Source organism: Natronorubrum texcoconense (genome assembly GCF_900100335.1).
In the GTDB taxonomy this organism is placed as follows: Archaea; Halobacteriota; Halobacteria; order Halobacteriales; family Natrialbaceae; genus Natronorubrum; species Natronorubrum texcoconense.
The window spans coordinates 219,503-245,085 of sequence record NZ_FNFE01000003.1; the positions used below are offsets into that span (position 1 = coordinate 219,503).

Sequence of the window (25,583 nt, forward strand, 5' to 3'; positions counted from 1 at the left end):
TACGTCCGTGGAACGTGACCCGGCGACGTCAGGACTCGAGCAACAGCCCCAGATACGACGTTCGAAGCTGCTCGTCAGGATCGAGATCGAGTCGCTCGAGGACGCCGTACGCCCCGTCGCGCGCCGACTCGAGGTCGGCTTCCGTCTCCACCTCGGTCTCGACCTCGACGTACTCGCCGACGTCGTCGACCGAGTCGAGGGTAACCGTGTAGCTGTACTCGTCGTTCTCGAGGGCGAAGCGCTCGCGTTCCTTGCGGACCGTCGCGGCGGGCTCGAAGCCGAGGTTCCGCAACACAGTGTCCATCGTCTCGCCGTCGCCGACCGCCGTCTCGTGCTCTTCGCGGCTCTTGGACTCCTCGTCCAGCAGGGGTCCCTTATACGTGATACGCGTCTCGTCGCTGCCAGCTTCGGGATTCGACTCCCGACGAATCCGCAGCGCCTCGTCGGTCTCGACGAACGAGCGGTGGGGCGCGTCGTAGTACGTGTCCTCCTGGACGATGGCCCGCTCGCGGGTTCCATCGTGGGCCTCGAGCCGACTCCTGACCGCCTCGAGGTCGGCGGGGACCTTCACTTCGACTTCGTACATGGCTGAAGCCACGAAAGGGGGTCGTAAGTATCGGTCGCTCTCCGTCTCGCGTGAAAACGTGTACCTTAAATGTAGACGGCGGGACGTACAACGTATGACCGAGGAACAGGAGGCCGAGCTCGAGGAGCAGGCCGATGACGCCGACGCAGAAGGAGACGAGAGCGCCGAGGAAGCCGAGGGGCTTCAACACGGCGACTTCGTCGAGATCGATTACACCGCCTACACCGCGGAGGGTGACCAGCTGGTCGACACGACCGACCCCGACGTCGCCGAGGAGGAGGGTGTCGACGACCAAGGTCAGGAGTTCAAGCCGCGAACGATCGTCCTGGGCGAGGGTCACATCTTCGAGGGCGTCGAAGACGCGCTCGTCGGCAGCGAACCCGGCGACTCCGGTAGCGTGACGATCCCCGCCGAAGCGGCCTTCGGCGAGCACGACCCCGACGACGTCCAGACCGTCAGCGCCGAGAAGATCGACGAGGACGACCGCTACCCCGGTGCGAACGTGCAGGTCGACGGCCAGCAGGGCTACATCAGCACGATCATCGGCGGCCGCGCCCGCGTCGACTTCAACCACCCGCTGGCCGGCGAGGACGTCGAGTACGAGTACGAGATTCTCGAGGAAGTCGACGACCGCGAACAGCAGGCCGCCGGCCTGTTCGAGATGTACCTCGGGATGGAGCCCGAACTCTGGATCCAGACGGACGAAGTCGAGGAGGAGGTTCCCGTCGAACCCGACGAGGACGACGAGGACGCCGAACCCGAGTTCGAGACCGAGACCGTCGAGAAGGAGACGGTCTACCTCGAGGCCACGCCCCAGATGACCATGAACCAGCAGTGGATGATGGGCAAACAGCAGATCGGCCAGCAGATCATCGACCAGATCGGTGTCGACCGCGTCATCGTCCAAGAGACCATCGACGGGATGGGCATGGGCGGTATGGGCGGCATGATGGGCGGTATGGGCGGCATGGGCGGCGGCGACATCGAGGAGGCCCTCGAGGACGCCGACGTCGACGCCGACGAAATCGTCGAAGAGCTCGAAGGCGCCGAAGAGTAAATTCGCCCGTTCGGTTCGATTCTCGTATTTTTCGCTGCTCGAGCACTGGCGCTCCCGATCCAATCGGCGTTCGGGCCGCAGAATCGGATCGGCTCGCGTCCCAGTTCCCGCGGCCAGCGGACCCCATTACGACCTGTAAGCGCTGGTTACTCGGTAGCCGACCGTAATGTCGTTCGGTTAGATCGCACAACCCGGCGGACCTACTGAAGTAATCCTCTTTCGTTCACGGAATAAACACTAAGTTGTTTCACCGGTACGTGTAAGGTCTAATTACTTCGGTGCCATATACCTTGAGTTAATTATATTATCTCCCTCGATCAAGGAACGGTCGCAATGTCCGAAAGCAAATCCCAGATCCGAGCGTTCTTCGCCGAGCATCCCCGACTGATGGGCGTCCTGTTCGCCGCGTGCGTGTTACTCTCACAGGCCGGCACCGCCGTCGCCGGAAACGGTGGCGGAACGTACTGAGAGTCGAAACGAATTTTGTTCTTATAACAGCGTGAACCGATCGTCAGTCGACCAGCAGTGTTCACCGTCGAACTCGACCGCGATCTCCTCGAGTCCTAAAAACCGAGCGAGTGCGTCTCCGGGGAGGTCGATCGGGGGCAGTTCCTTGCCCGCGAGATAGTGTCGATCGATGCCGTCGAGGTAGGGGATGTACTGCGCGCCGACGCCGCTGTCGACGTGGTAGAGCTGGACGAAGAGCCGATAACGCTCGTCGTCGATCGACTCGATACGGCAACTGTTCGGAACGATGCTCCCGGATTGACCGACGGCCAGCCCACCGTCGCCGACGACGATGTACTGGTTGCCGACGAGTCGGTACGATCGCGCCATCGCGACCGCGGATCGAAGCGTGAACCCGTTGTTCAGGAGTCGGGCGACGAACTGTCCCACGGCGATCGCGTCCTGATTCCCGACCTCGCTAAGCGTGACGATGCCTCCAACGCCGCCGCTCTCGATCACTCGCGCTCCGATCTCGTACGAGCGACAGCCGTTGATGAGGAAGGCGTCGACGCCGACGTCCGCGAGCGTACTCGGGTCGAGCGCGCCGTCGCGACAGACGAACGCGTCGTCCTCGACGTGGCCGACATAGTGGAGGAAGTCGACGTCCGCGGCGAAGAGCCGCCGCAGTTCGTCGCCGCTGACGTCCCGATGGACGGTGGCGTCGAAGGGGAGTTCCTCGCGGTCGCCGTACAGCCCGTCGTCGGTCGCCTCGAGTTCGGCGGCCATTCGCTCGTCGTTACAGACGATAGTTACCTCGACGCCGTCGCCTGAGGGGGTGCCCTCGAGTCCGTTCTCGAAGCCGGCCTGGAGGAGTTTGTTCGCACCGATCGGAACGCCGTCGCCGAGCCACGCCCGTTCGAAAGCGTCGACCTCGGGGATCGAGACGTACGAATCGATGCCTCGGTCGACCGACGACTCGCCGCTGCCGGAACGGGGCGTCGATCTGGTGAACGCCTCGATCTCGCTCGGAATCGTCGGCGGCGTGGCCGGCTCCGGGGTCGCTGGCAGCGACCGAACGCTCGCGAGTTCGTACGCCAGATACGGGAGCGCGGCCGCGTTCTCGGGAGCCGACGTCGTGTACGTGACCAGCCGCCACCGGGGAACGAGATCCGCGACGGCGTCGAACGGGATCGAGAGCGCGGTGGCGAGTCGATCGGCCAGCGACTGCTCGTAGAGCTCGTCGAACGCCAATTCGAGGCGGTCCGCGACCTGCTGGCGCTCGTACAGTTCGACCGGATAGAGCCCCTCCGTTCGGGTCACGCAGTCGATAAAGAAGACGTGCTTGAGAACGCGGTCGACCAGCCCATCGAACGTGTACGCGGAGTGATCCAACGAGTACTCGAAGCCGCGGTCGGTCTCGACACGCGGCCGACTCCCCGTCTCGACCGTCGCGCCGAGGTAGTAGGCGAGCGGGCAGATCGTATAGAGGGCCGCCCGCTCCGGTGGAACGACGATTCTGACGCCGGTGTCGGGGGTCTCGAGCCCGTCGGGAATTCGAACGTCGTCGGCCAGCGCGAGGCGGGGCGGGTGTCCCCGAAACGACGGCAGCGAGCGTTCGGGACTCGTCGTCTTTAGCGCGGAGCCGAAGGTCGACACGGCACGAGCCAGATCGTTCGGATCGGCGGTCGTCTCGACCGTGGTCGCCGGCCGTTCGTGGCGCGACCGCGCACCCAGTCGGACGGTCGTCGCCTCGCCGAAGTAAAACGCCAAGCGATCGTCGGACGACGCGATGGTCAACTCGCCGTGGACGCGGATGTAGAGTTTGATCGGCGCCATCAACTCGACGAGGTACGTCCCGTCGGGCAGCGTCTCGTAGGCGTAGTGTTCGGCTTCGAGCAGCATCTCTCCCTCCGGATCGCGAACGTAGGTCGGGACGACGAAGGGGAGGACCAGTCGTTCGGTCGTCACCGCGACGGCAGCGTCGACCGGGAAGGAGAAGTCGTCCGTTTCGACCGCGGTCGGCGTAACCCGTCCCGACGTCTGAATCGGGCACTGTCGGTTCTCGATCGGGTCGACGACCGTGAGCCCCGGTCTGTCGTCGGCCGGCTGGAACGTGGGTGTCAGTGTCATTCGTCGAGGATCGTCGTCTCGTCGGCTTCGGATCGTTCGCTCCCGTCGATCAGCGACCGTCGACGGGCCGGTCGGGTCGTCACGGTGCTACCGCGAGTCGCGGAGCGCGAACCAGTCGGTCGTGTAGTTGCTCTCGTGGAGGTGCCAGCGCTGTTCGGCGCCGGACTCCCCGACGCGGAGTTCGACCGTCGCGTCGAACGACGCCTCGAGTCGCCGGACGGCGTCCGACGACCGCTCGATCGGAAGGACGTAATGTCCCAGCGCCGAGGCCGCTTTGACCGACCCGCAGACGGACTCGAGAAACCGCTCGACGACCTCGATGTCTCGGTCTTCGATGATCGGGCGCAACGAGTCGACGCAGAGACGGGTTGTCGCTGGGCCGGACTCCGTTTCGTCTGCCGTGATCGTTCGGAGCGTCGAATCGATGGCCTCCTCGAGACCGTCGATGTCGTCGGGCTCGGCGACGATACTGGGCGTCGTATCGGTATCGATGCTGGGTTGGGCGCTCGCGGCAGACCGTGCGGTTGCCGCGTAGTCGACGACGTGTGCGTTTGACGCGTCGCCGGGGGATAACCGCGTCCAGACGGCGTCGATATCGCGGTCGAGTAAGGCGAAGAGGTGGTGGCGATCGCGCCCCCGGTCGCCCAGGAGTCTGGTGCTCGCGACGTCGACGAGATCGTCCGGGACGGCACCGACGACCAGCACGTTGCCGCCGACCCGTTTCAGTCGCCTGAGCGTCGAGCCGGCGGCGATCGTTCCGTCCGGTCGCACGACGATGTCGTATCCGAGCGTCGAGAACGCGACGGTCGCACCCGATCGCGGTACGCCGTTCCGTCGGTGTGCGTTGAGTCGCACGACAGCGTCGAGATCGATGGTGTCCGCAATCGCCGACCGGACGTACGCCCGATCGTGGTCGGTGTGCACGGCAATCGCCGAGACGATTCGGACCGTTGCGTCGTTCTCGCGGGCGACGTCGACGTCGGAGACGTGGGACCAGTCGCCGATCGCCGACGGCTCGTCCGGGTCGGAGAGAGTCACTCGGCCGTCGGCGGTCAGCCGAACGCGCCGGTTCGCATAGGAAAACGTGACGACCGGCCACGCGCCGCGATTCGATCGCTCGACGCTGTCGAGGAGTGCGTCGAGCGCGTCAGGATCGACGGTCTCGTTCAACTGTGGGAGTTCCATCGGTGAGACGCCGGTTTCGTCCGCGATCCGTTTCACCACCGCCACACCGGACCGCATCTGCACTCCCCCGTCCATCACTCGGCGACGGGAGAATTGGTCCCTCCCGTCCCGAGAGGTATCCTTCGTCATCTGGACCTGCGTAGGCGTGGCGCGTACGAATAGTTCGCGCATAGTTTCATGGCAGACACACACAGTGATAATTACAAATCGGACAGAAACACTGTACGTCGTGTCGGCTCGTCTCTCTTCCTTTCGGATACGCCGATCCGGTATTCTCCTAGTACGTTTATTGCCGTCCCGCGACTGGCTACGAATATATGGTCGATTTCAGCCCGGAGGATACGGGCGGGCGATCCTCGACGCCTGACCGCCGCTTCGACCCCCCAACCCGATCCGAACGCGAGTCTCCGATCGACGAGTTGCTCGTCCTCCTCAGTCACCAGCGCCGGCGCGACGTGCTGTACTACCTCAGCGATCACGAGGTCGCCAGCCTCGAGTCGTTAGCGGCGACGATCGCCGCCAACGAAGCGGGGGTGTCTGCGGAACGAATCTCCGCCGAACGGCGCGAGTCCGTCCTCATCGATCTCTACCACAACCACCTGCCGAAACTGACGGATCGAAAGCTGGTCGAGTACGACCACCGGAGCGGGGCGATCAGGTGGTCTTCGCCCCCGGCGCTGTTCGACGAACTCCTCGAGTGCTGTCACTCCCTGGAGTCGATCGACGGGTCGGCCACGGACGACGAGTCCGAGACGAACGGAACCTGACGACCGCCGTCGTTGGCCCGCTCGCCCGGCAGATGCGGGCAAGTGGCACCCAGGCTGTCGGGTTCGGTTAGGCGATGTCCCGACTCGTGTCGATCGCCACCTCTTCGGTCAACTCGAGTTTGATCGCCTCGGTCGGCTGTGCGCCGCCGCGGAACTTGGGGATCGTCAAGTGGTTCTCGAGTTCGCTGCCGGCGGTCTTGGTCCGGAGATCGAAGACCGCGTCGGCGGCGTGGATCGTCCGCGTCCGCCCGGCGGGTACGTCGTCGCCTTCCAGACAGTGTAATACCGCGATCGAACCGGTCTCGAGCATCTGCGACTTGAGTTCGTTGAGAAACGTGACGTACTCGTCGGTGTCGGCGTGTTCCAGGACGTCCATCGTGTCGATGATGAGGTTAGCCCCGTCGGGGAGGGCCCCGATGAGACGGGTCGCCTCCTCGAGCGGGTCGTCGCTGGTGACGTGGCGGACGGTCGGACTGCCGACCTCGGACGGCGAGGCCTCGATCGCGTGACGGACGGCGTCGTCGGAGCGCTCGGTCGAGAGATACAGGGTGCCGCGGGCGGCCGTGAGTTCGTACAGGAGAAGTTCCGACTGGCTGGCCGGCTGGGCGGTGTACGCGACGATACACCCCGGCGGTAACCCGCCGTCGAGTTTCCGATCCAGCACGTCGATCCCGGTATCCAGTCGACCGACCATACAATTGTGATCAGTAGCCACACCGCCCGCATAACTCTTTGGCTTCGAATCAATTCTTAGAAACAAGTCAGTTTGCGCTGTAAATATACCGGTGGACAGCTCTTTGCTGACGTCCGAGCGCGGCGATGCGGGCGCGGCCACCAATGGGCTCTGCGGGGTCACGGTGTACGCCGAACCGATCGTCGGCTGGTTCTGAGAGAAGCTGGTCCTACCGGGGTCTGCCGGCGACGCCGAATGGAGAGATTCAAGGGGGCGCCAAGAGCTAACACGAACGAATGCGTCACGATCACCTCATCACGAGTAAACAACTTTCGCGGGCGGACATCGAGACCGTCCTCGACCGGGCGGCCGAGATCGACGCCGATCCGTCGGCCGTCGCCGACCGTCACGCGAACCGGTTGCTCGGCCTGCTCTTTTTCGAACCGAGCACGCGGACGAAGATGAGCTTCGAAACCGCGATGAAACGCCTCGGCGGCGACGTCGTCGACATGGGTTCGGTCGAATCCTCGAGCGTCAAGAAAGGCGAGACGCTCGCCGACACCGTCCGTGTCATCGAAGGGTACGCCGACGCGCTCGTCTTGCGCCACCCCAAACAGGGCGCAGCGACGATGGCCAGCGAGTTCGTCGACGTCCCGTTGCTGAACGCCGGCGACGGCGCGGGCCACCACCCCACGCAGACGCTGCTCGATCTCTACACGATCCGCGAGAACGCCGGTCTCGACGACCTCACCATCGGAATCATGGGCGACTTGAAGTACGGCCGGACCGTCCACTCGCTGGCGTACGCGCTGACGAACTTCGACGCGCGCCAGCACTTCGTCAGCCCCGAGAGCCTCCAGTTGCCCCGCGAGGTCGTCTACGACCTCCATCAGGCCGACGGCGCCGGCATCCGCGAACACGACTCGCTCGAGGAGGTGCTCCCCTCGCTCGACGTGCTCTACGTCACCCGCATCCAGCGCGAGCGGTTCCCGGACGAGCAGGAGTACCAGAAGGTCGCCGGCGAGTACCAGATCGACATGGAGACGCTCGAGGCCGCGAGCGACGACCTAACGATCATGCATCCGCTGCCGCGGGTCGACGAGATCGCGCCGGCGATCGACGAGACCGAGTACGCGGCCTACTTCGAGCAGGCGCACAACGGGGTGCCGGTGCGGATGGCGCTGCTCGACCTGTTCTTGCAGGAGGGAGGTGATGGCGATGAGTGACGGACGCGACGAGCCCGCGAACGGCGGCGATTCCCAGGGCGGCGACGACCACCAGTTGCGCGTCAGCAAGATCCGCAGCGGCACCGTGATCGACCACGTTCGCGGGGGGCAGGCGCTGAACGTGCTGGCGATTCTCGGCATCGACGGCAGCGAGGGTGAGGAGCTCTCGGTCGGGATGAACGTCCCGTCGGATCGACTCGCACGCAAGGACATCGTGAAGGTCGAAGGGCGAGAGCTCAGCCAAGACGAGGTCGACGTGCTCTCGCTGATCGCGCCGGACGCGACGATCAACATCGTCCGCGACTACGAGGTGATCGAGAAACACCGCGTCGACCGCCCCGAAATCGTCGACGACGTGCTATCCTGTCCCAACACGGGCTGTATCACGACCGGCGACGAACCGGTCACGTCCCAGTTCGAGGTGCTCGACGACGGCGTGCGCTGTGCGTACTGCGGAACGATCGTTCGCGAGGAGATCGCGTCACTGATCGACACCTGAGGGGAGTACAGCGTCGGCGACTGGAACCCGTGAACCGTTCTTCATTTCTAGAAAACTATCCAGAATATCTAAGTGGGTTGCAATGTAGTGTCTAGCTGTACATGTCTCGTACAGTCAAAGTCCTGGTCGCCCTGTTCGTTATCGCCGTCCTCTGGAAAGTCGTACTCAGCGGCTCCTCCGACGTCGATATCGAAGAGGTCGAGTACGACCCAGTCGAGTAAGATATAGTAACCACTGAAAGTCAATGCGCACCTGATCGCACGAGGGCAGCGCGGTTCGAAGCGAACGAAGTGAGCGAGAACCGCGGCAAAGCAAGCGGGGAGGAACGATCCGCGAACTGTGCGATCAGTGTGTAAATCGTTTCAGTTGTTACTACCGAGAACCGTTCGATTCCGAACGGCTTACGGATGCGGCGCCGTACCCGACAGTATGTACGGCGTCGTCACGCGTAACGCAGAAGAAGTCCGCTGGCCGGAGTTCGACCGCGGCTTTTACGAGGTCAAAGACGTCACCGGCCGGTCCGCCGAACCGATCGAAGACGGCGTGAACATGGTGTCCTGTTTCGGCGACAACGCCGCCGCGGACGCCGACCCGTCGCTGGTCGCCGTCGACGACCTCGGACGTCCGGCCACGCGCGATCGGACGTACTTCGACTGGGCGTACATCTGCCCCTCCAGGCAGGACTACCGCGAGGGCCTGTTCGATATCATCGACGACTGCGTCGCGGCCAACGAAGACGTTCGTCTCGACGACATCGGCTTCCCGCGCGCCGAGTACTGTCGCTGCGGCGTCTGCGAGGAGTCGTTCAAAGCGAGCGAGTTCGACGACCGATTCGAGTGGCGCGCGAGCGTTATCACCGAATTCGTCGAGGAAGCCGTCGACCGCATCCCCGGCACCGTCTACATGACACTTTACCCCGATCCCTATCCAGGCCACCTCTACGAGCGAGCGGGAATCGACCTCGAGGCCCTCGAAGAACACGTCGACGAGTTCGTCGTCCCGCTGTACGACATGGCCTACGAGACGACGTACTGGCTCGAGACGATCGCCCGGGGCTTCGAGAGCGCGCTCGAGACGCCCTTTAATATCGAATTGTACGCGGTAAACATCGATATCGACAACCTGATCCACGCCACCGAGGTCGCCGACGCCTACGGGAAGGACGTCTTTTTCGGCTACGAGGCGAGCAACGCCCGGGGAGCGCTGCGACGCATGCGTGCCGACGAACGCGACGGCGTCACCCACGGCGATCCGGAGTCGGACTCCTGAACGGTCACTCGAGCGTCGTCAACCAGCTATTACTCCGCCGAACACCATCACCGCACGGAGCGATACGCGATGTCCCCCGCGATCGCGCGGGACCCGTACACCTCGAAAGCGAGTCTCACGATTCTCGATCGTTGTGCGTCGTTTCGAACCGTCGCTCGAGCGGTGGGCGTCGTTTCAGAAGTTGGTGTCGCTCTTCTCCGTGGAACTGACGGCGACCTTTATTGGAGCCTCCGTCTCCCTGCTGGGTGAGCGAGGATCGACGATCCTCGAGTGATTTCCGATGAGAGACAACCAGCAATCCCAACAGTCCCGGCACGAACCGACCGAACAGCTCCAGCAGTCGACGATGAATCAGGGGCAGGCGACCATCGAACAAGCGATCGATCTTCAGCGGAACATCGCGCGAATGACCCTGAGCGCGATGCAGTGGCAGGACACGGCCCAGAGACAGGGTGTCGAAATCACGAAGTCGATGATGCAGGGGTTCCCGGGCCAGCGGTTCACCCAATCGATGATGGAGAGCTATCTGCAGGGGCTCGAGGCCGTCGCGCCGGAGATGGAACGCGCGATGGAGAAGGGAATGCAGGCGGCTACGCAGCCCCAGTCGGGACAGGGTCAGCAGATGGGCAGCCAGCACCAGTCCGAGCAACAGATGGGGCAGTCGGGCCAGCAGCGGATTGGTGGTCAGTATCGATCCGGACAACAGGGTCAACAGCAGTTCAGCGGCCAGATGGGTGACCAGCGGTCGATCGGTCAGATGAGCGACCAGCAGCCGGGCGGACAACAGCAATCGGATCAGCAGATGGGCGGCCAGCCACAGTCCAGCCAGCAGATGGGACAGCACACCCACCAGCCGAGCCAGCAGTACCCGCAGACGGGCGAGTGGGTCTCACAGGAAGAGACGTACGGCGGCGAAGCGTCTGGATCGATCGGCCAGCAACGGTCCCAGCAGATGGGCCCCGGCAGCCAGTCCGACCGGCAACCCCAGTCTCACGCTGGACGTCAGTCTCAGCCCCAGCACCGCGAAGCTCAGTCTCAGCCGACCGACGCGGGCACCCAGCAGGGCCAGTTCGGCCACGAGACACACCAAGAATCACAGCCACAGCAACACGGCGACCGACCGACTCGAGGACGCGAGCAAGAACACCGCCATCGGGGTCGGGAGTTCGACCAGTCGACGCCGCGACGGCAGCCGTCGCAGCCTCGCAACGAACGAGGGCAGTACTCACAGCGAATCGAGACGGACCAACATGAGTCCGAACGGGGTCGGCAGCGACAGCCGATCGCTCAGAGACAGCACGACGGTGGCTCGTCTTCGGGCGAGTTCGACTCGTCAGACGAGGCGATCGACCGCGACTTCGACCAGGAGGAGATGCCACAGGACGACATGGAGGGCGCTGCCGAGCGAGGACGGGACGACACCGACGACGAGGACGACGAACAGGAAGAGTAGCGACGCTCGCGACTGACCTCACACGCCGGGTGACAACGTGCCGCCAGCAGTTTCAGATATCGATTGTTTTTGATGCGATCGACCGATCGAGACGTCGGAACGTACGAGATCTCGTGAGACGGGAGTCTCCTCGAGCAGCTGGTCAGCAGTCGTGGTCCGGTCGACCAAAAAGAACTGGTTCGACGACAGATCCTGGCGGTGGCTCGAGACGATGCGGGGTCGGGACTACCGGGTATCTCGGTCGTCGAGAACGTCGTCATCATCGTCGTCGCCGATCAGATCGTCGTCGTCGTCAGTGAGTCCGTCGTCATCGTCACCGATCAGATCATCATCACTGTCGTCGGTGAGTCCGTCGTCGTCGTCGCCGATCAGATCGTCATCACTGTCGTCGGTGAGTCCATCATCATCATCGCCCATCAAGCCATCATCGTCGTCGGTCAGGCCATCGTCATCATCGCCGATCAAGCCGTCATCGTCGTCGGTAAGACCATCGTCGTCATCGCCGATGAGGTCGTCATCGTCGGTCAGGCCGTCGTCATCGTCACCGATCAGATCGTCATCGTCGTCGCCGATGAGGTCGTCGTCACTCGTCCCAGTTCCGCGATCCGTATCGGTACCGGCGCCCGCCGCGCCAGCACCAGTTCCGGTGCCGGTGTCCGTACCGGGCGTTCCCGCGTCCGTGTCGGCCGATCTAGTTGAGCCGGCGTCCAGGTCCGAGGCGCCGCCGGTACTGGTCGAGCCGCCGCCGGAGCTTCCGGCGAGATCGCTCTCGAGGTGGACCTCGTCGTCCGTCACCTGGGCTACCGAGCCCTCCTGGAGCGGGTAGGAGTCTTCGTCGGTGCCACCCCAGCCGAGTTTCGCCTTGATCGTGTCGGCGATTCCGGGGTCGGGTTCGACGTGGGCTGTGCCGTGTTCGACGTCCGTTACGAGACCGACCTCTTCGCCGTTCGCGTTCACGACGGTCTTGCCGATGTCGTCGTCGGTAAACTCTGGAGACATTACACTGTACTAGACGGCGAACCCGTGGAAGTTGGTGGTGCTTGCGGTGGCTTGCGGTTCGAGTAGTGACACGTTCCGTATCGGATCCGATCGCAGTCTGGATCCGACGCCGCCGGCCCAGTTACGTATCGAATTCGGGATCTCGGCCCTCGAGGAACGCCGAGACGCCTTCCTCGTGCGCCTCGGAGGTTCGGGCCTGCACCTGCAGGAGGTTCTCGTAGTCGAGGGCCTCCGACCAGTGTCGACCCATGTTCTCGTGCATCGCCTGTTTCATCATGCCGACGATCTCGGTCGGCCGGTTTCGCAGTTGCTCGACGGTCTCCTCGACGTGGTCGTCCAGTTCGGCGGCGGCCACCGTCTCGTTGACCAACTCGAGGTCGGCTGCCCGCTCGGCACCGAAGAACTCGCCGGTGAACGCGAGCTTCTTCGCGGCGCGCAGGCCGATGATGTGTGGCAACATGAACGTCCCGCCGGTGTCGGGAATGAGACCGACGCGGACGAACGCACAGGAGAACGTCGCGTCCTCGGCGGCGTAGGCGATGTCCGCGAGCGCGACGACCGCCAGTCCGGCGCCGATAGCGTCGCCGTTGACCTTCGCGACGATCGGCACCGTGGACTCGAGCATCGCTTCGACGACCCGTCCGAAGCTGTCGGTGACCGATTCGTAGGCGTCCCGCGCCGAGGCTGGGCTCTCAGACAGCGCCTGGAGGTCGCCGCCGGCGCTGAACGCGTCGCCCTCGCCCGTGAGGATGATCGCGTGGTGTTCGTCCGGCGAGGCGTCCTCGATCGTGTCGGCGAGCGTGACGGCGGTCTCTCTCGTCATGGCGTTGAGCGCACCCGGTCGGTCGAACGCGATCCGAAGGATTCCGTCGTCGGTATCGACGTGCATGGCTCGACAGTGACTGGCGCGCGACATAATGGTACCCGTTCGCAGCCACGAGAGCCGCTACTCCGGCGCAGGCGCTCGACGCATTGTCGCTGGGAACGATCTACCGTGAAAACATCGACTGCCGGAATGCCGGGTGGCGACCGGCGTCGTGCAGTCTCGAGCGATGGCTGTCGGCTACTCGGGGTCGGTTCAGTCGGACGGCATCGGCGGGGCGACGGTCTCGTCTTCGGAGACGTTCAGCTCCGATGTGACGAGGGCCCGGTAGGCGCGGCGGAGTCGCTCCGAGAGCGCCTGGTGGGAGATTCCCAGCTCCTCGGAAAGCTCCTGCATCGATACCTCGCGCGGGATCTCGAAGTAGCCGTGGTCGATCGCCGCGACGAGCGTCTCGTACTGGCGAGCGGTGAGCCCACACTGGGAGTGGCTCTCCTCCGCCAGATCGAACAGGCGAACGATCGTCGGCGCGACGTCCTCCTCGTCGAGGCGGTCGTAGAGCGAGCTCACGCTCTCCCGGTCGGTGAACCGGATGCTCAGCAGCCACGTGCCGCTCGAGGCCGACGCGCTCAGGACCGTCCCCTTCTCTTCGATGACCAGATCGAAGACGTCGACGGTGTCCGGCTCGAACTCGATGTCGTACAGCCACCGATCATCGTCGCTGTTGATCAACGCGTAGTCACCGATCGCGGTGGCGTCGTTCAGTGCCTCCTCGACGGCGTCCTGTGACGGACCCGACAGCCAGAGACCGTGACCGCTCGAGGCGATCACTCGCTCCATCTCGCAGGTGAGCGATGGGACGGCCTCGAACAGCTCGCCGGCGCCAGTTCCCTCCGCGGGAATCTCGATGTCTGCAATCGATGTCATGATTCTCAATCAATGCTACGACGACGAACCCAATAACCCCACTTCCAAAGGGATTAGCCGCGACGAAGACGAATTACAGTTTGAATTATTGGTTCCGAACGACAGGCGTTCGCGGATTATCGTCAGAATACTGTCAGTGGTGTCGTGACGGTCCGTAGCGGGGTATCTGAGGGACGTCGGACTGGCAGCGAGTCCCCAGTCGACCGATCCGATACTCGATCGGTCGTACCAGGACGGTCCCCCAGGCTGCCGGCCCGATCGACGCGTTTCCCGTCCCAGGAGGTGCGTCGTCGACCGACAGTCGCGTCCTGAACGGACTGTCGTTACTGATCGTCGCTTTCGAGCGACTCGTCTCCGAGTCCGCCGTCTCCGGGACGGGCGAGGACGGAAACGGACTCGAGCGAGCGGATCGTTGCCACGAGGTCGTCGACACTGTCCGTTCCGCGGCCGACGATCTCGCCGCCCACAGCGGACGGATCGCGGTCGCCGACGAGGATCGTCGGCAGTGGGGCCGCCGAGAAGCCCTCGACGACGACGAACGCGTAGCCTCGGCGCTCGAGGCGTGCGAGCGTGCTCGCGAGCGCTTGCAGTTCGGAATCGTTCGCGTCGGCATCGTCGGTGCCGAAGACGTCGCTCGCGTCGGGCGCGTCGGGTGGATCGCGTTTCCCGCGCGTGCTGATGTCGAAGGTGAGTTCGGGGGTCACGCCGACGACCGTTTCGGCGCCCGCGGTTCGATGGCGGTGCGTGTCGGTGCCGGGCGTATCGATCTCGATATCGTGATGAATCGATTTGACGGTCGCGACGCGGCCGTGGTCGGCCAGTTCCGGGACGAGGGCCTCGGCGAGCGTGGTTTTGCCCGAGTCGCTCGCTCCGGCGAGACAGACGACTTTCATCTGCGTCCTCGCCGATCGGACGAACGCTGGGGTGTCGGTCTCGAGAACTGCGCGGCTGGGTCGGTCACACACGGTCGTTCGGCGAGTCCAGCAATAGTCGTTCGGTCTCGGACGAATGGGAGCAACTGAAATCGGTTGATCGAATCGGGAGGTCCGTAGCTCAGTTCGGCCCGTCGCGGTTCCGTCCCGGTCCGCCGGGAGCGTTCGGCATCGTCGGGTTCTGGCCGGGCATGTTGTCGATGCCGCAGCCGTTACACCGGAAGTCGCCCTCCTCGTCGCCGCCGATGAAGTTCTCGGTCGGCGACGGCGGCGTCTCGGGGAACACCTTCGGCTCGGTGCCGAACCGGTCGGCGTCGGTTGCCACCAATTCGTCGAGCAGGCCGGCGAGTTCCCGGTAGAACGCGACCTCGGTCTCCTCCTCGACGGTCTCGCGGAACCGCGGAATCCAGCGGCCGAGGTGGTCCTCGAGGAAGTCCGCCTGAGCGTTCTCGAGGACGCCGATCCCCGTCTCGTCACCGGTCTGTCGAAGGTAGGCCGTCTGTAAGGCCAGGTGCGAGCAGAACTCGAGTTCCAGACAGAGGTGATCCGAACGGTCGCGGGCGCCGTCGACCGTCGAGAGGTTGAACGCCCGGTAGAAGCCCGAGAGGTCGGCCAGCGTGTCGGTGCTGGTCAGGATCGTCCCCGGGCTGTACTCGATCTCGTACTGCGAGAGCTCGCCGCCGTTCTCGAAGCCGAAGAGGTCGGCGTACTTGCCCTCGAGCGTCTCGATACCGGCTTCGTCCGACGGGCTGTGGTCGGCCACGAATTCGGCGTGGTCGGCGAGCGCGTCGCTTTCGAGTGCGCGGGCCGATTCGACCAGCTGGTCGGCGAACTCGCCGCTCTCGAGTGCCGCGGTCAGTTCGTCGCCGGGGCGGTCGAACGCGAGCGACGCGAGTTTGTACAGGCGTGCGCGGTGAACGTGAGTTTCCGGATTCATTGGTGTATTCCTCGATCAGGTGACGTCGAGCCGGTAGACGTCGTTGGCTTCGTCGAACGTCTCGCGTTCGTACTGCGGTTCCTCCATCGGGACGCGAGCGACCGTCGAGCCGTCGCCGTCGTAGCCGATGGCCTCCTCGTCGGTGACCTCGAACTGCTCGACGCGCCACTCGGTCGACCCCATCAGGTGGAGCAGGCCGCGCAGCTTGCGGTGTTCCTCGTCGCCGTTCATCGCGGCGCGGTAGGTCTCGATGGCGTCCTCAACGCGCGGCCCGAACATCTGGAACAGGTAGTCGGTCGGGACGTTGATCGGCGGAACGTAGTAGACGTTGGGCTCGAGTCCGAGCTGTGGGTACAGCGGGAGCGCGACTTCGGCCTCGTGGACGAGGAAGTCGATCGGGTTGTCCGGATCGGCGTCTTCCGGCTTGTTGATCCAGCCGTGCTGGCGGATCTTGCCCAGACAGTTCTCGAAACACTGCGGGACGAGCCCCTCCTCGATTTTGGGGTAGCAGCCGACGCACTTCTGGGAGACGGACTTCTCGGGGTTGTAGATCGATTTCCCGTAGGGACAGGCCCGCACACATTCCTGTGCCGCCTGACAGCTGTCCTCGTCGATGAGGACGATCCCGTCTTCCGTACGCTTGTAGGCGGCCTGGACCGGACAGCTTCCCGCGCAGGCGGCGAACGTGCAGTGGTTGCAGATCCGCGGCAGGTAGAAGAACCACATCGGGTGGGTCTCCTCTTGGATGTGCGTGTCGGACTCGACGCCCTCGCCGGCGGGTTCGTCCTCGCCGAGGTTCGGGTAGGCCCAGTCCTCGCTGTCGGGACGGTAGCCCTCGATGTCCTCGCCGTGCATGTTACTGAGGTCGTCGTCGATCAGCATGTCGTCCCAGTCGACGTCGTTGGCCTCGAAGATCGTGTCGCCCTGGTAGACGTGCTCGCCGTCCTCCTCGCCCCACTCCTGGTATCCCAGTCTGTCCAGGATCTCGACGTCCCAGCCGACGGGGTGGGAGCCGTAGGGCTTGGTCTCGACGTTGTTCCAGAACATGTGTTCCTGGCCCTCGCCGTGGGTCCAGGTCGTCTTGCACGACAGCGTACACGTCTGACACGCGATACACTTGTTGATGTCGAACACTGCGCCCCACTGCTTTTCCGGTCGGGACTCAGCGTACGGGAATTCCATCTCGCGTCCGATCTGCCAGTTGTAAACTTCTGCCATTGGTGGTCACCTCGTAGTTAGTCGTCAGATTCGCTCGCGTAGCCGCCGCTCAGGTACTCCTGCATCCGGTCGTTCTCGCCGCCGGGGCGCAGCCCCTTCCGATCGGGCATCCACTGTTCCTCGTCGTCCTCGTGAGCCGCGTCTTCGGCCTTCTCGATCTTGACGAACGACTCCTTGGGCGCGCCGTTGGCGACGTGGACGTCGGCCTCGAAGCCGACGTCGATGTTCTGGCCGCCGTAGTTCTTGCGCGCCATGTCGTCGGTCAGCAGGGTCGGACGGAACCAGGTGCGAGTCGCGCTCTGGTGGCTTCCCTGCCGGTAGAGCGAGGCGTAATCGGTGTCCTCGTTGACCGCCAGTCCGTCGCCCTCCTCGCCGTCGGGGTCGTGGGCCTCGACGGTGCCGTGGGAGGCCCCGTTTAGGTTCATCCAGCTTCGCGTGACGCCGTGGGGCATCGACGGCTGGTAGCGAACGCGCATCTTCGCGCGGGCGTAGCTGTCCTCGTCGTCAGGGTCCGCGCCGCGGTACGGTCGGTCCTGCGGGTCGGCGTCGACCCACACGTAGTCGCCGTCGTTGAACCCCTCCTCGCGGGCGTCCTCGGGATTCATCTCGATGTACCCCTCGCCGTAATAGGGTTTGCGCTCGTCGTGGCGCTCCATGTCGCCGAAGGGACCCCACCAGACCGCGATGTTCGGCAGCGAGTTCGCGAAGGTGTGGGTGCCGTGGCGGTACTTCGGCGTCATGTAGCTGTAGTCGAAGCCGGCGTCGAGCGCCTTGAGCGGGTGCTCGGTGTCGGTGAGCTCCTGTGGCGTGTAGATCCGATTGCGGACCTGTCGCGCCTCGCTGTCGGCCCCGCTGATGTTGTCCTCGTCCTCCCACTCGAGGTCGTCAGGCGTGTCGGGATCGATCACCGGGTGGTCGGCCCCCGAGACGATGGCGTTTGGCTCGTAGAACGTGCCATCCATCGGCTCGCGGTGCAGCGGGATGTTCTCCCCCGCCTCCGCGAACATGTCCTCCTCGCGGTAGAACTCCATCCGCCCGGTCTTGGTGTACCACGGATCGCCGTCCTCGGCCTGACGGCCGCCGACCTTCTTCGGGTAGGTCTGGGTCTGGATGATCTTCGGAATGCCCTCCTCGGCCTCCTCGAGCATCTCCTCGATGTCGTAGCCCTTGACCGTGTTCGAGTGGTCGATGATCCGCTGGAGGTAGGTCTTCGCTCGATCCTCCTCGTTGATGAACTCCCAGTAGTCCGCGAACCGATCGTCGCCGGTGAGTTCGGCGAGTTTCTCAGCGACGCCGGCGTAGATCTCGGCGTCGTTGCGGGTGTCGTAGATCCGTTCGTCGAGGCCCGTTGTAGGCATCGCCATCACGAAGGGGTTCGTCACCGCGGCCGTGATGTCGTGCATGTGGTGTTCGGCCCACGAGTCGGCCGGGAAGACGATGTCGGAGTACTCGCAGGTTCCCGTCCACCACCACTCGTTGGTGAAGAACGCCTCGATCCGGCCGGTCCGGAGCATGTTCTCGATGATGTCGTAGCTCCCCTTCGCGTTGCCCAGAATCGAGTTCGAGCCGGAGACCCACAGCGACTTCGTCGGGGTGAACATGTGCGAGTCGCCCATGTGGTACTCGCCTTCGATCTTTAGCGGCCGGTCGCCGTGGGAGTACCAGTGAGCCGACTGCATCGTCTTCGTGTTCTTCACGTTCGCCGGCTCGTCCGGATCGAGCTCGATGTCGAACGGATCCTCCGAGGACCACTGTCCGCGGCCGTTGAAGTACGAGCCGCGGTAGTTGCCCGCGTAGCTGCCGACGTTCCCGCTGTGACGGCCGACGTTCTTCGTCAGCGACGCCAGCAGGAAGACCGCGCGGTCCTTCTGGTCCTGATTCGTGTAGTGGTTCGGCCCCATCCCGGTGAGGATGAGCGTCTGTTCCTGGTTGTCCGCGACGTCCGCGGCCAGGTTCTCGACCGCTTCGGGTGAGGAGCCGGTGACCTCCGCGACCGACTCCGCGTCCCAGGTGTCGATCAGGTGCTGTTTGATCAGGTCGAAGACGGGACGGACCTCGACGGTCTCACCGTCGACGGTCTCGACGGTGAACGAGCCCTCGAGGCTCGCCGGAACATCGAAGTCGTCGCCGATCTCGTCTCGAGTGACGGCCTCGAGGTCGCCGGTCTCCTCGTTGCGGACGACGAAGTCGCCCCACTCGTCGCGGAGGTCCTCGGTGAGGATGTTCTCCCAGACGTCGGTGGTGTGTTCGGGCGGGCGCTCGTCGTCGTTCTCGACGACCATCGACTTCTCGAGGTCCCCCGGCTCGTAGTCCTCGACGACGTCGCTGGCTCGCAGGAGCTTCTTGTCGTCCATCCGGACGAGCATCGGGAGGTCGGTAAAGCGACGGACGTAGTCCTCGTCGTACTGTTCTTCCTCCATGATGATCTTCGCGGCACCGAGGAAGAGCGCGGAGTCCGTCGCGGGCCGGAGAATGACCAGTTCGTCGCACTTCGAGGAAGTCGCGTTGTAGTCCGTGAAGACGCCGGTGACCTTCGTGCCTTTCAGTCGGGCCTCGGTCAGCCAGTGGCAGTCGGCCATCTTCGTCGTCAGGTAGTTGATCCCCGCGAGCACGACGTGGTCGGCGTACTCGACGTTCACGAGATCGAAGTCCACCGTCTGCTGGCCGGTGACCATCGTGTGCCCCGGCGGCAGGTCGGTGTGCCAGGAGTAGTTGTCCAGACCGACGCCGCCGACGGCCTCGTCGTCGTCGACGTCGCGGATGTCCTGGTCGAGCAGCGCCATCTGGTTCGCGACGCGGTACATCCCCTGCAGGCGAATCATGCCTAAAAGCGGCATCCCGCCGCGGAATTTCAGGGTCTGGGTGCCGACGCCGCCGGTTTCCTCGACGACGCGCTCGTCGTACTCCTGCTCGAGTAAGTCCTGGACGCCCGATTCGCCGGTGTAGTGGTCGGCGATCTCGTACATCGCCTGTGCGGCCAGCTCGTAGGCCTCGTCGAACTCGACTTCCTCCCAGCCGTCCTCGCCGCGGGTAGCGTACTCTTCGGGCATCGAGCCGTCATCTTCCCGCGGGAAGCCGTCCTCGACCCACTGCTTGAAGCCCTCGCGAACCATCGGCGCTTTGACCCGCTGATCGCTGTAGAAGCGCTCGATCATCGCGAGACCCTTGTTGCAGACGCGCGGATCCCAGCGCTGGGTCGCCTGCTCGCCCTCGAGCCCCTCGGCCTCGCCGTAGTTCATGCTCGGCCCGAGACGCGTGATCTCGTCGTTCTTGACGGAGGCCTCGAGGTAGCAGTTGTGGGTGTCGTTGGGCGTACACGTGAGGATGAAGGAGTCGTCGGGCTCCCACACGTCGCGGTAGTGCTCTTCCCATCCCTGGTTGGGGTACTCCTCGAAGGGATTCATCGGCCCGTCCTCGTCCTCTGCGGTCTCGCTGGCGAACCGCCGGAAGCCGAGCAGTCCGAGGCCGGACGCGCCGGCGATCCCCGCCGCGGCCGCACCGAGCTCTCGGCGGGTCAGGTCGAGCCCGCCGTCATCCGCACCGCTCGCGGCGTCGTCCGCGTCGCTCATCGTCCCACCTCCACGCACGCGGCGTGGCGATAGTCGGCGGGCGATGTCGTCGCTCGCGAGCACTGACAGCGCCGATCAGTTGTGGGTAGTCCGTGTGCCATCACATGCGGCACTGTGATCCCGATCGCTTTACTAAAAGCGCCTGTTCCCACGCGCTGGGGACGTCTCGCCCGAAATCCTGCCAATAGGGGGTCTTTATTACAGGGTAGATTCCGCCGTCGATTCGATCGAGACCGACGGCGGAGCGCGACCGCCGAACTCACCGGTCGACCGAGCGAGTATCGGGTTCGGCACATCCAACCGAAAAACAATCGACTACCCCCGAGGCCGTTCGACAGCCCAACCGCTTACGCCGTCGGCTCGGACGTCGACGGCGTCGAGGAGTCGGCCGCCGGTTCGAACTCGACGAGCCACCCTTCGCGGCCGAGGTCGTCGATCGTCGTCCGCGCGAGCGACCGGTCGTCGCGCTCGAGCGTCCCCTCGATGACATCGACGAACTCCCGTGGTTCGCCGCGCACCAGCATCGACACCGGCGCGTCTCCCGTGACGCCGAACTCCGAGAGGGCCTGTCGCTGGCTCGCGGCTGGCGGCAGTCCACGAAGGTCGACCGCGTCCGCGGGCGCTTCGGGGCCGGCGGCGTCCGCCAGGAACGCCTCGAGCGTCTCCGTGATCGATGCGACGGCGGTCTCTCCCGGCGTCGACGGCTCGTCGAAGGTACACGTCTGAAGCTCTCGAAGCGCCGGATCGAACGGAATCGGCTCGAGGGCGTCCTCGAGCACCTCGACCGACTCGATCTCCGCGGCCAGCGAGCGCCCGTCGCCCTCGTACGGCGACGCGACGTCCGCCTCGTCGGTCGCGACCATGTTGGCGACCGCGCCGATCACGGGGACCCCGTAGGAGTCGAGTAACGCGCCCGTACGCTCGCTCGCGCGGACGCCTTCGTCGGTCGGCGTGCTGACGAGCAGGCTCCCGTCGATGGGTGCTTGTTGAACGAGGGTGGTGACCGCCTCGCCGATCCCCGGCGGGAGATCGAGTAAAAGGACGTCTCGGTCCGTCCAATCGGCGTTTCCGAGCAGGTCGGTGACGACGTCGTGGACCATCGCCCCGCGCCAGGCGACCGGCCCGTCCTCGGCGATCAGTTCGACGCTCATGACCTCGATCCCGTCGGCGTCGACGGGGATCGGGCTCCCCGACGGCGTCGATCGAACCGGCCCCTCGGCGCCGAGGAGATCCGGCGCGTCGGGCGCGTGGACGTTCGCGTCGAAGACGGCGACCTCGAGTCCCGCCGCGTCGAGCGCCTTCGCGAGCGCGACGGTGACGGTCGACTTCCCGACGCCCCCCTTCGCGCTTCCGATGGCGATGATCGACTCGACGCCGGTGACCGGCAGCCCCGTCTCGGGCGCTGCGGCATCGACGGCGGCGACGCGGGCGTGTTCGACGCCGGGGGTTGCAAGGCCCGCACCCTGTAACTGGTCGGTGATGCGGTCCGCCATCGACTGATCGAGCCGTTTGAAGTTCACGACGAACGTGACGACACCGCTCTCGACGGTAACGTCTTCGACCAACTGTTCGCTGATCGGGTCGCCGCCGGGGATCTGGACCGCTCGCAGGCGATCGACGACCGCTCGCTTGATTTCGTCGTCGGTCTGAGGTGGCTCGGCTGGCATAGTTGAGCGTTCGATCCAGAGCGGTATTTCACCCGTCGGGAGTTCCCAGGCCGCGGGAAGTCTGCACCCCGGTGTATCGACGAGCGCCGACGACTCGTTCGTCGGCATGACGGTTCGATCTCCGAAGAATAGACGGAAGTAACCGACGGGAGCGGCCGGTCCACGCCCAATCGCTCGGATAGCCGCGTTCGGTCCCACCGATCGCTCAGCGGCAACGGTTGAACGATTCGGTAGAGTCGTGAACGCACCCTACGTCGGTGCGAGGTGATCATCGGTACGAACACAGACGCAGTCGCGGTGGGTGACGACGACTGTGTGATCGTCGGTCGTGAACTCGACGCTGACAGTACTCTCAGTTCCCTCTGCATGGGTGAGGAGACTGTCCAACGCTTCGGTCTCGACCTGTTCGTAGAGCGGATCGAGTTCCCTGATCGGGACGTTCTTTACCACAGACAACCCCCGCAAGATCATGCGTGTGACCGACTCCGATTCCTCACGCACGGTCCGAATCTCCACACGGTCGTCGTCCGGCCGACGGCTGTGGTTGTGATGGACCATATCACTGCTCGTGACCGTTCGGAAAAGAGGCTTGTCCCAAATTGAGAGGGTATCGGCTGGCCCCTTCTCGAACGCCGAGATCGACGGGAAAATCGCCGAAAATGCCCGTGCGCTAGTACTGTGGTACGGTTAGAACAGTTCGACGCGGATGTCGTCGGACTCGAGTTCCTCGGCGAACGCCTCGGCGTCGGTTTCGATCGGCTCGAAGGTATCGTAGTGTTCCGGAAGCACCAGCTCTGGCTCGACGCTGCGAGCGAAGTCGGCGGCCTCGTGGCGATCCATCGTGAAGTGACCGCCGATTGGGGGCACGAACACGTCCGCCGTGATCGAGCCGTGGTGGTCGAGGAAGTCCGTGTCCGACGGGAAGAAGATTGTCGTTCCCTCGAGCGTCAGGAGGAGCCCGATCACTTCGCCCTCCGCGTGGAACGGGGAGCCGTCCTCGTCGACGTGCTCGCCGTCCGGATCGTTGTAGGCCGGAACGGTCCGGACCTCGATGCCGTCCACGGTCAGATCGCCCTCGTGGGGGAGGTCGACGACGTCGTACGAGAGATCGCTCGTGTCGACGGCCTCGAAGACCGCGATCGTCGCGTCGTCGCCGGCGACGGCCTCGATCGCCTCGGGATCGTAGTGGTCGAAGTCGTCGTGCGTGACGAAGACGACGTCGCCGTCGCCCGGTTCGTCGTCTACGACCTCGCTCCACGGATCGATGTAGATGATTCGTCCGTCGCCGGTCTCGAGTCGCTTGCTCGCGTGGCCGATCCGCTCGAACGTGAGTCCCTCGTAGGTGGTGGACATGGTCGCTCGAGTGTACGCGGGTTTCGGCCTTATAGGTCGGTGGCTCCGGCAGAAGAATGCGTCCGTATGAGGATCGGTTATCCCGCCGATTGTCACTCGACAGCTAATTCGTGTGTCGAACCGTAAAAAACGAAACTCGGGTATCAGTCGTTGCAGTCGTTCTGGTCGGTGACGATGCATCCGCTTGCGTTGCCGCCTACGGTCGTGTCGGCGTCGTCATCGTCGCCGTTACCACCGCCGATCGGTGGTCCACTGCCAGTGTCGTCGCCATCTTTTTGGTCTTTTTCGTCTTCGTCACCGTCGTCTTCGCCTTTCTCATCGTCGTCCTTCTTGTCGTCTTCGTCCGGCGTGGAGTCGTCGTCCTTCTCACCATCCGTCGGCTCAACCGTACCATCCGAGTCCGATTCGTCGTCTCCCTCTGGGACGTCATCCATCTCCGGTTCCGGATCATCGGAACCTGTGAGGGTGGTGTAGACGACGGCACCAGATATCGTGACTAAGACCACGACGAGCCCGACTATCAGGCTCTGTCGTTGCATCTATTCCTCGTAGCTCACGGATGTCTGGTAGAAGTTCTCCCCATCGCTCCAGTCTGGGTAGTCACCGTCTGCCGTGATGAAGTGCTCTTCACCATCGGGATCACCACCATCGCTGGCGTAACCCGCGAAGGTGTAGGACTCACCGTCTCCTGGGAGGTTGTCTCCGATGATATCTGCGTCATCATCGATGTTCACGATGAACTCGCTGATGCTACGCTTCTCACCACTGAATCCGTCTACCTCGTCCTCGTGGTGTGCGTTGTCTCCGCGATCCCCCGACGCTGCATCGATAAGGGCGAATCCAGCGTCAGTGCGATCTCCGCTCGCGTGCCAGACGAGTTGATAGTCTTCACCGTTATCGTTCTCTTCGTCAACGCCGAAGTCGAGGTTGATGTTGAAGTTCGCTTCGGAGTCGTTAGCTGGCCAGCCTTCGCGATCGATCTCGACCTTGTAGCTGTAGCCGTCTGGTGTATACCGAGCACCGATTGTAACGACCTCGTCATCGCTCTCACCGATCGTGGTGTACGTGGTTGCTTCTGCACCGGCGTCTCCACCAGAGTTGGCACCCTCGGCGCGGTTCGTCATCGCGACTTCGAGGTTTGTGTCACGGCTACCAGTGGCCTCTGAGTCACCGTTGGATTCGACCGTCACGACGAGCTCGAGCGTAACATCCTCTTTGCGCTTGTTGTCTTCATCGCCGTCCTCGCTGGCCTCGAAGTCGTCTGCGCTGATGTGCTCGTTGCCGTGTATTATGCTCCCTTCGAGATCGCGGTCTCCATCGCCTATCTCGATGTTACTGTTGCTTGTTCCACTGACGCTCTGGGTGATCGTATCGACAGTGTACGCGTTCTCCTCTTCTCCGTCGTGATATACCTGGAGCTCGACTGTCGCTTCTGTTGCCGAGCTGTTGAGGCCTTCCCAAGATATCTCGAGATCGTCGACCCAGACCTGAATATCGTCGAGAGAACCGTCGTCGGTCGTTTCGCTGATTTCAGTTCCGCTAAAGGTGTGTTCGCCGACTTTTGCGACGGCACTCCCCGACATGAGGACCGCGCCACCGATTGCTGCTGCGCCAATACTCCCCGTTCCGATCATGAATTTGCGTCTATTCATTGTGCGTTCGGTATTTGTGTCATCGCGCCCCCCAGCGCTCGACAACTCGAGTCCTGCGTGACCAGGGTGGAGTCGAAACCCGCTCGAGCCCATTGCAGCCCTGATAGTCAGATAGTATGACTGTCTACCCTATGTGATTACCATCGGCGACTAGCAATGGTCTGTGTCCATACTTATCACTCGGCCTGTAGTTCTGCTGCTGACATTCAAGAAAAGA

The 25,583-nt window shown here is 63.9% G+C and carries 23 protein-coding genes; 7 read left to right on the top strand and 16 right to left on the bottom strand.

Annotation, left to right across the window (positions count from 1 at the left end; genetic code table 11):
- Window positions 1-28: 28 nt before the first annotated feature.
- Complete coding sequence (cyaB, locus tag BLT08_RS11580; protein ID WP_090306873.1) at window positions 29-586, bottom strand: class IV adenylate cyclase; 558 nt, start codon at window positions 584-586, stop codon at window positions 29-31.
- A 94-nt stretch (window positions 587-680) separates the two neighbouring features.
- Between cyaB and BLT08_RS11585 the strand changes: the two genes are divergently transcribed.
- Together BLT08_RS11585 and BLT08_RS23610 are read left to right on the top strand one after the other, a co-directional pair.
- Window positions 681-1,643: an FKBP-type peptidyl-prolyl cis-trans isomerase gene (locus BLT08_RS11585; protein ID WP_090306876.1), complete on the top strand. Its 963-nt coding sequence runs from the start codon at window positions 681-683 to the stop codon at window positions 1,641-1,643.
- A gap of 333 nt (window positions 1,644-1,976) precedes the next feature.
- A complete protein-coding gene (locus BLT08_RS23610) occupies window positions 1,977-2,111 on the top strand; it encodes a DUF7503 family protein (protein ID WP_281245266.1) in 135 nt (44 codons plus the stop codon).
- A 21-nt stretch (window positions 2,112-2,132) separates the two neighbouring features.
- Here BLT08_RS23610 and BLT08_RS11590 read toward each other — a convergent pair whose 3' ends face one another.
- Window positions 2,133-4,220, bottom strand: coding sequence for a hypothetical protein (locus BLT08_RS11590; RefSeq protein ID WP_090306880.1), 2,088 nt, complete (start codon window positions 4,218-4,220; stop codon window positions 2,133-2,135).
- Between the two features lie 87 nt (window positions 4,221-4,307).
- The gene (locus BLT08_RS11595; RefSeq protein ID WP_245724201.1) at window positions 4,308-5,441 is read right to left on the bottom strand and encodes a DUF7504 family protein; all 1,134 of its coding nucleotides are present in this window, start codon (window positions 5,439-5,441) and stop codon (window positions 4,308-4,310) included.
- 281 nt (window positions 5,442-5,722) lie between these two features.
- Here BLT08_RS11595 and BLT08_RS11600 point away from each other — a divergent pair, with 281 nt between their 5' ends.
- Window positions 5,723-6,172 carry a DUF7344 domain-containing protein gene (locus BLT08_RS11600; protein ID WP_090306887.1) on the top strand — a complete coding sequence of 150 codons (450 nt, stop codon included), beginning with the start codon at window positions 5,723-5,725 and terminating at the stop codon, window positions 6,170-6,172.
- A gap of 67 nt (window positions 6,173-6,239) precedes the next feature.
- Here the strand turns inward: BLT08_RS11600 and BLT08_RS11605 are convergent, their stop codons facing one another.
- Window positions 6,240-6,866 (bottom strand): RAD55 family ATPase, encoded by a 627-nt coding sequence (locus BLT08_RS11605; RefSeq protein ID WP_090306892.1) that lies wholly within the window; start codon window positions 6,864-6,866, stop codon window positions 6,240-6,242.
- A gap of 275 nt (window positions 6,867-7,141) precedes the next feature.
- Between BLT08_RS11605 and pyrB the strand changes: the two genes are divergently transcribed.
- The 4 genes from pyrB (at window position 7,142) to BLT08_RS11625 (ending at window position 11,292) form a co-directional block, all read left to right on the top strand.
- A complete protein-coding gene (pyrB, locus tag BLT08_RS11610) occupies window positions 7,142-8,071 on the top strand; it encodes an aspartate carbamoyltransferase (protein WP_090306896.1) in 930 nt (309 codons plus the stop codon).
- A complete protein-coding gene (gene pyrI / locus BLT08_RS11615; RefSeq protein ID WP_090306901.1) occupies window positions 8,058-8,570 on the top strand; it encodes an aspartate carbamoyltransferase regulatory subunit in 513 nt (170 codons plus the stop codon). The genes pyrB and pyrI overlap by 14 nt, the downstream gene beginning before the upstream one ends.
- A gap of 429 nt (window positions 8,571-8,999) precedes the next feature.
- Window positions 9,000-9,839, top strand: a complete 840-nt coding sequence (locus BLT08_RS11620; protein ID WP_090306907.1) for a hypothetical protein — start codon at window positions 9,000-9,002, stop codon at window positions 9,837-9,839.
- A 280-nt stretch (window positions 9,840-10,119) separates the two neighbouring features.
- Window positions 10,120-11,292 (top strand): hypothetical protein, encoded by a 1,173-nt coding sequence (locus BLT08_RS11625; RefSeq protein WP_090306910.1) that lies wholly within the window; start codon window positions 10,120-10,122, stop codon window positions 11,290-11,292.
- A gap of 225 nt (window positions 11,293-11,517) precedes the next feature.
- Here BLT08_RS11625 and BLT08_RS11630 read toward each other — a convergent pair whose 3' ends face one another.
- The 12 genes from BLT08_RS11630 to BLT08_RS11685 form a co-directional block, all read right to left on the bottom strand.
- The gene (locus BLT08_RS11630; RefSeq protein WP_090306913.1) at window positions 11,518-12,291 is read right to left on the bottom strand and encodes a hypothetical protein; all 774 of its coding nucleotides are present in this window, start codon (window positions 12,289-12,291) and stop codon (window positions 11,518-11,520) included.
- A gap of 121 nt (window positions 12,292-12,412) precedes the next feature.
- Complete coding sequence (locus tag BLT08_RS11635; protein ID WP_090306915.1) at window positions 12,413-13,180, bottom strand: enoyl-CoA hydratase/isomerase family protein; 768 nt, start codon at window positions 13,178-13,180, stop codon at window positions 12,413-12,415.
- Between the two features lie 189 nt (window positions 13,181-13,369).
- Window positions 13,370-14,038, bottom strand: a complete 669-nt coding sequence (locus tag BLT08_RS11640) for a helix-turn-helix domain-containing protein (protein ID WP_090306918.1) — start codon at window positions 14,036-14,038, stop codon at window positions 13,370-13,372.
- A gap of 323 nt (window positions 14,039-14,361) precedes the next feature.
- Complete coding sequence (locus BLT08_RS11645; protein WP_090307696.1) at window positions 14,362-14,931, bottom strand: molybdopterin-guanine dinucleotide biosynthesis protein B; 570 nt, start codon at window positions 14,929-14,931, stop codon at window positions 14,362-14,364.
- Between the two features lie 160 nt (window positions 14,932-15,091).
- Window positions 15,092-15,907, bottom strand: coding sequence for a TorD/DmsD family molecular chaperone (locus tag BLT08_RS11650; RefSeq protein ID WP_090306922.1), 816 nt, complete (start codon window positions 15,905-15,907; stop codon window positions 15,092-15,094).
- Window positions 15,908-15,922: 15 nt separating this feature from the next.
- Entirely contained in the window at window positions 15,923-17,125 is a 1,203-nt protein-coding gene (locus tag BLT08_RS11655) for a 4Fe-4S dicluster domain-containing protein (protein ID WP_090306924.1), read from the bottom strand.
- A gap of 17 nt (window positions 17,126-17,142) precedes the next feature.
- The gene (locus tag BLT08_RS11660; RefSeq protein ID WP_090306927.1) at window positions 17,143-20,694 is read right to left on the bottom strand and encodes a molybdopterin-dependent oxidoreductase; all 3,552 of its coding nucleotides are present in this window, start codon (window positions 20,692-20,694) and stop codon (window positions 17,143-17,145) included.
- A gap of 347 nt (window positions 20,695-21,041) precedes the next feature.
- The gene (locus tag BLT08_RS11665) at window positions 21,042-22,361 is read right to left on the bottom strand and encodes a P-loop NTPase (RefSeq protein WP_090307700.1); all 1,320 of its coding nucleotides are present in this window, start codon (window positions 22,359-22,361) and stop codon (window positions 21,042-21,044) included.
- A gap of 249 nt (window positions 22,362-22,610) precedes the next feature.
- Window positions 22,611-22,919 (bottom strand): HalOD1 output domain-containing protein, encoded by a 309-nt coding sequence (locus tag BLT08_RS11670; protein ID WP_090306930.1) that lies wholly within the window; start codon window positions 22,917-22,919, stop codon window positions 22,611-22,613.
- A 129-nt stretch (window positions 22,920-23,048) separates the two neighbouring features.
- The gene (locus BLT08_RS11675) at window positions 23,049-23,714 is read right to left on the bottom strand and encodes an MBL fold metallo-hydrolase (protein ID WP_090306933.1); all 666 of its coding nucleotides are present in this window, start codon (window positions 23,712-23,714) and stop codon (window positions 23,049-23,051) included.
- Window positions 23,715-23,857: 143 nt separating this feature from the next.
- A complete protein-coding gene (locus BLT08_RS11680; protein WP_090306940.1) occupies window positions 23,858-24,253 on the bottom strand; it encodes a hypothetical protein in 396 nt (131 codons plus the stop codon).
- Window positions 24,254-25,348: a hypothetical protein gene (locus BLT08_RS11685; RefSeq protein ID WP_090306944.1), complete on the bottom strand. Its 1,095-nt coding sequence runs from the start codon at window positions 25,346-25,348 to the stop codon at window positions 24,254-24,256. It lies immediately after the preceding gene.
- Between the last annotated feature and the right edge of the window lie 235 nt (window positions 25,349-25,583).

Coding starts and splice junctions, on each gene's coding strand:
- cyaB (WP_090306873.1), bottom strand. CDS start 586: ATGTACGAAGTCGAAGTGAAGGTCCCCGCCGACCTCGAGGCGGTCAGG.
- BLT08_RS11585 (WP_090306876.1), top strand. CDS start 681: ATGACCGAGGAACAGGAGGCCGAGCTCGAGGAGCAGGCCGATGACGCC.
- BLT08_RS23610 (WP_281245266.1), top strand. CDS start 1,977: ATGTCCGAAAGCAAATCCCAGATCCGAGCGTTCTTCGCCGAGCATCCC.
- BLT08_RS11590 (WP_090306880.1), bottom strand. CDS start 4,220: ATGACACTGACACCCACGTTCCAGCCGGCCGACGACAGACCGGGGCTC.
- BLT08_RS11600 (WP_090306887.1), top strand. CDS start 5,723: ATGGTCGATTTCAGCCCGGAGGATACGGGCGGGCGATCCTCGACGCCT.
- BLT08_RS11605 (WP_090306892.1), bottom strand. CDS start 6,866: ATGGTCGGTCGACTGGATACCGGGATCGACGTGCTGGATCGGAAACTC.
- pyrB (WP_090306896.1), top strand. CDS start 7,142: ATGCGTCACGATCACCTCATCACGAGTAAACAACTTTCGCGGGCGGAC.
- pyrI (WP_090306901.1), top strand. CDS start 8,058: ATGGCGATGAGTGACGGACGCGACGAGCCCGCGAACGGCGGCGATTCC.
- BLT08_RS11620 (WP_090306907.1), top strand. CDS start 9,000: ATGTACGGCGTCGTCACGCGTAACGCAGAAGAAGTCCGCTGGCCGGAG.
- BLT08_RS11625 (WP_090306910.1), top strand. CDS start 10,120: ATGAGAGACAACCAGCAATCCCAACAGTCCCGGCACGAACCGACCGAA.
- BLT08_RS11630 (WP_090306913.1), bottom strand. CDS start 12,291: ATGTCTCCAGAGTTTACCGACGACGACATCGGCAAGACCGTCGTGAAC.
- BLT08_RS11635 (WP_090306915.1), bottom strand. CDS start 13,180: ATGCACGTCGATACCGACGACGGAATCCTTCGGATCGCGTTCGACCGA.
- BLT08_RS11640 (WP_090306918.1), bottom strand. CDS start 14,038: ATGACATCGATTGCAGACATCGAGATTCCCGCGGAGGGAACTGGCGCC.
- BLT08_RS11645 (WP_090307696.1), bottom strand. CDS start 14,931: ATGAAAGTCGTCTGTCTCGCCGGAGCGAGCGACTCGGGCAAAACCACG.
- BLT08_RS11650 (WP_090306922.1), bottom strand. CDS start 15,907: ATGAATCCGGAAACTCACGTTCACCGCGCACGCCTGTACAAACTCGCG.
- BLT08_RS11655 (WP_090306924.1), bottom strand. CDS start 17,125: ATGGCAGAAGTTTACAACTGGCAGATCGGACGCGAGATGGAATTCCCG.
- BLT08_RS11660 (WP_090306927.1), bottom strand. CDS start 20,694: ATGAGCGACGCGGACGACGCCGCGAGCGGTGCGGATGACGGCGGGCTC.
- BLT08_RS11665 (WP_090307700.1), bottom strand. CDS start 22,361: ATGCCAGCCGAGCCACCTCAGACCGACGACGAAATCAAGCGAGCGGTC.
- BLT08_RS11670 (WP_090306930.1), bottom strand. CDS start 22,919: ATGGTCCATCACAACCACAGCCGTCGGCCGGACGACGACCGTGTGGAG.
- BLT08_RS11675 (WP_090306933.1), bottom strand. CDS start 23,714: ATGTCCACCACCTACGAGGGACTCACGTTCGAGCGGATCGGCCACGCG.
- BLT08_RS11680 (WP_090306940.1), bottom strand. CDS start 24,253: ATGCAACGACAGAGCCTGATAGTCGGGCTCGTCGTGGTCTTAGTCACG.
- BLT08_RS11685 (WP_090306944.1), bottom strand. CDS start 25,348: ATGATCGGAACGGGGAGTATTGGCGCAGCAGCAATCGGTGGCGCGGTC.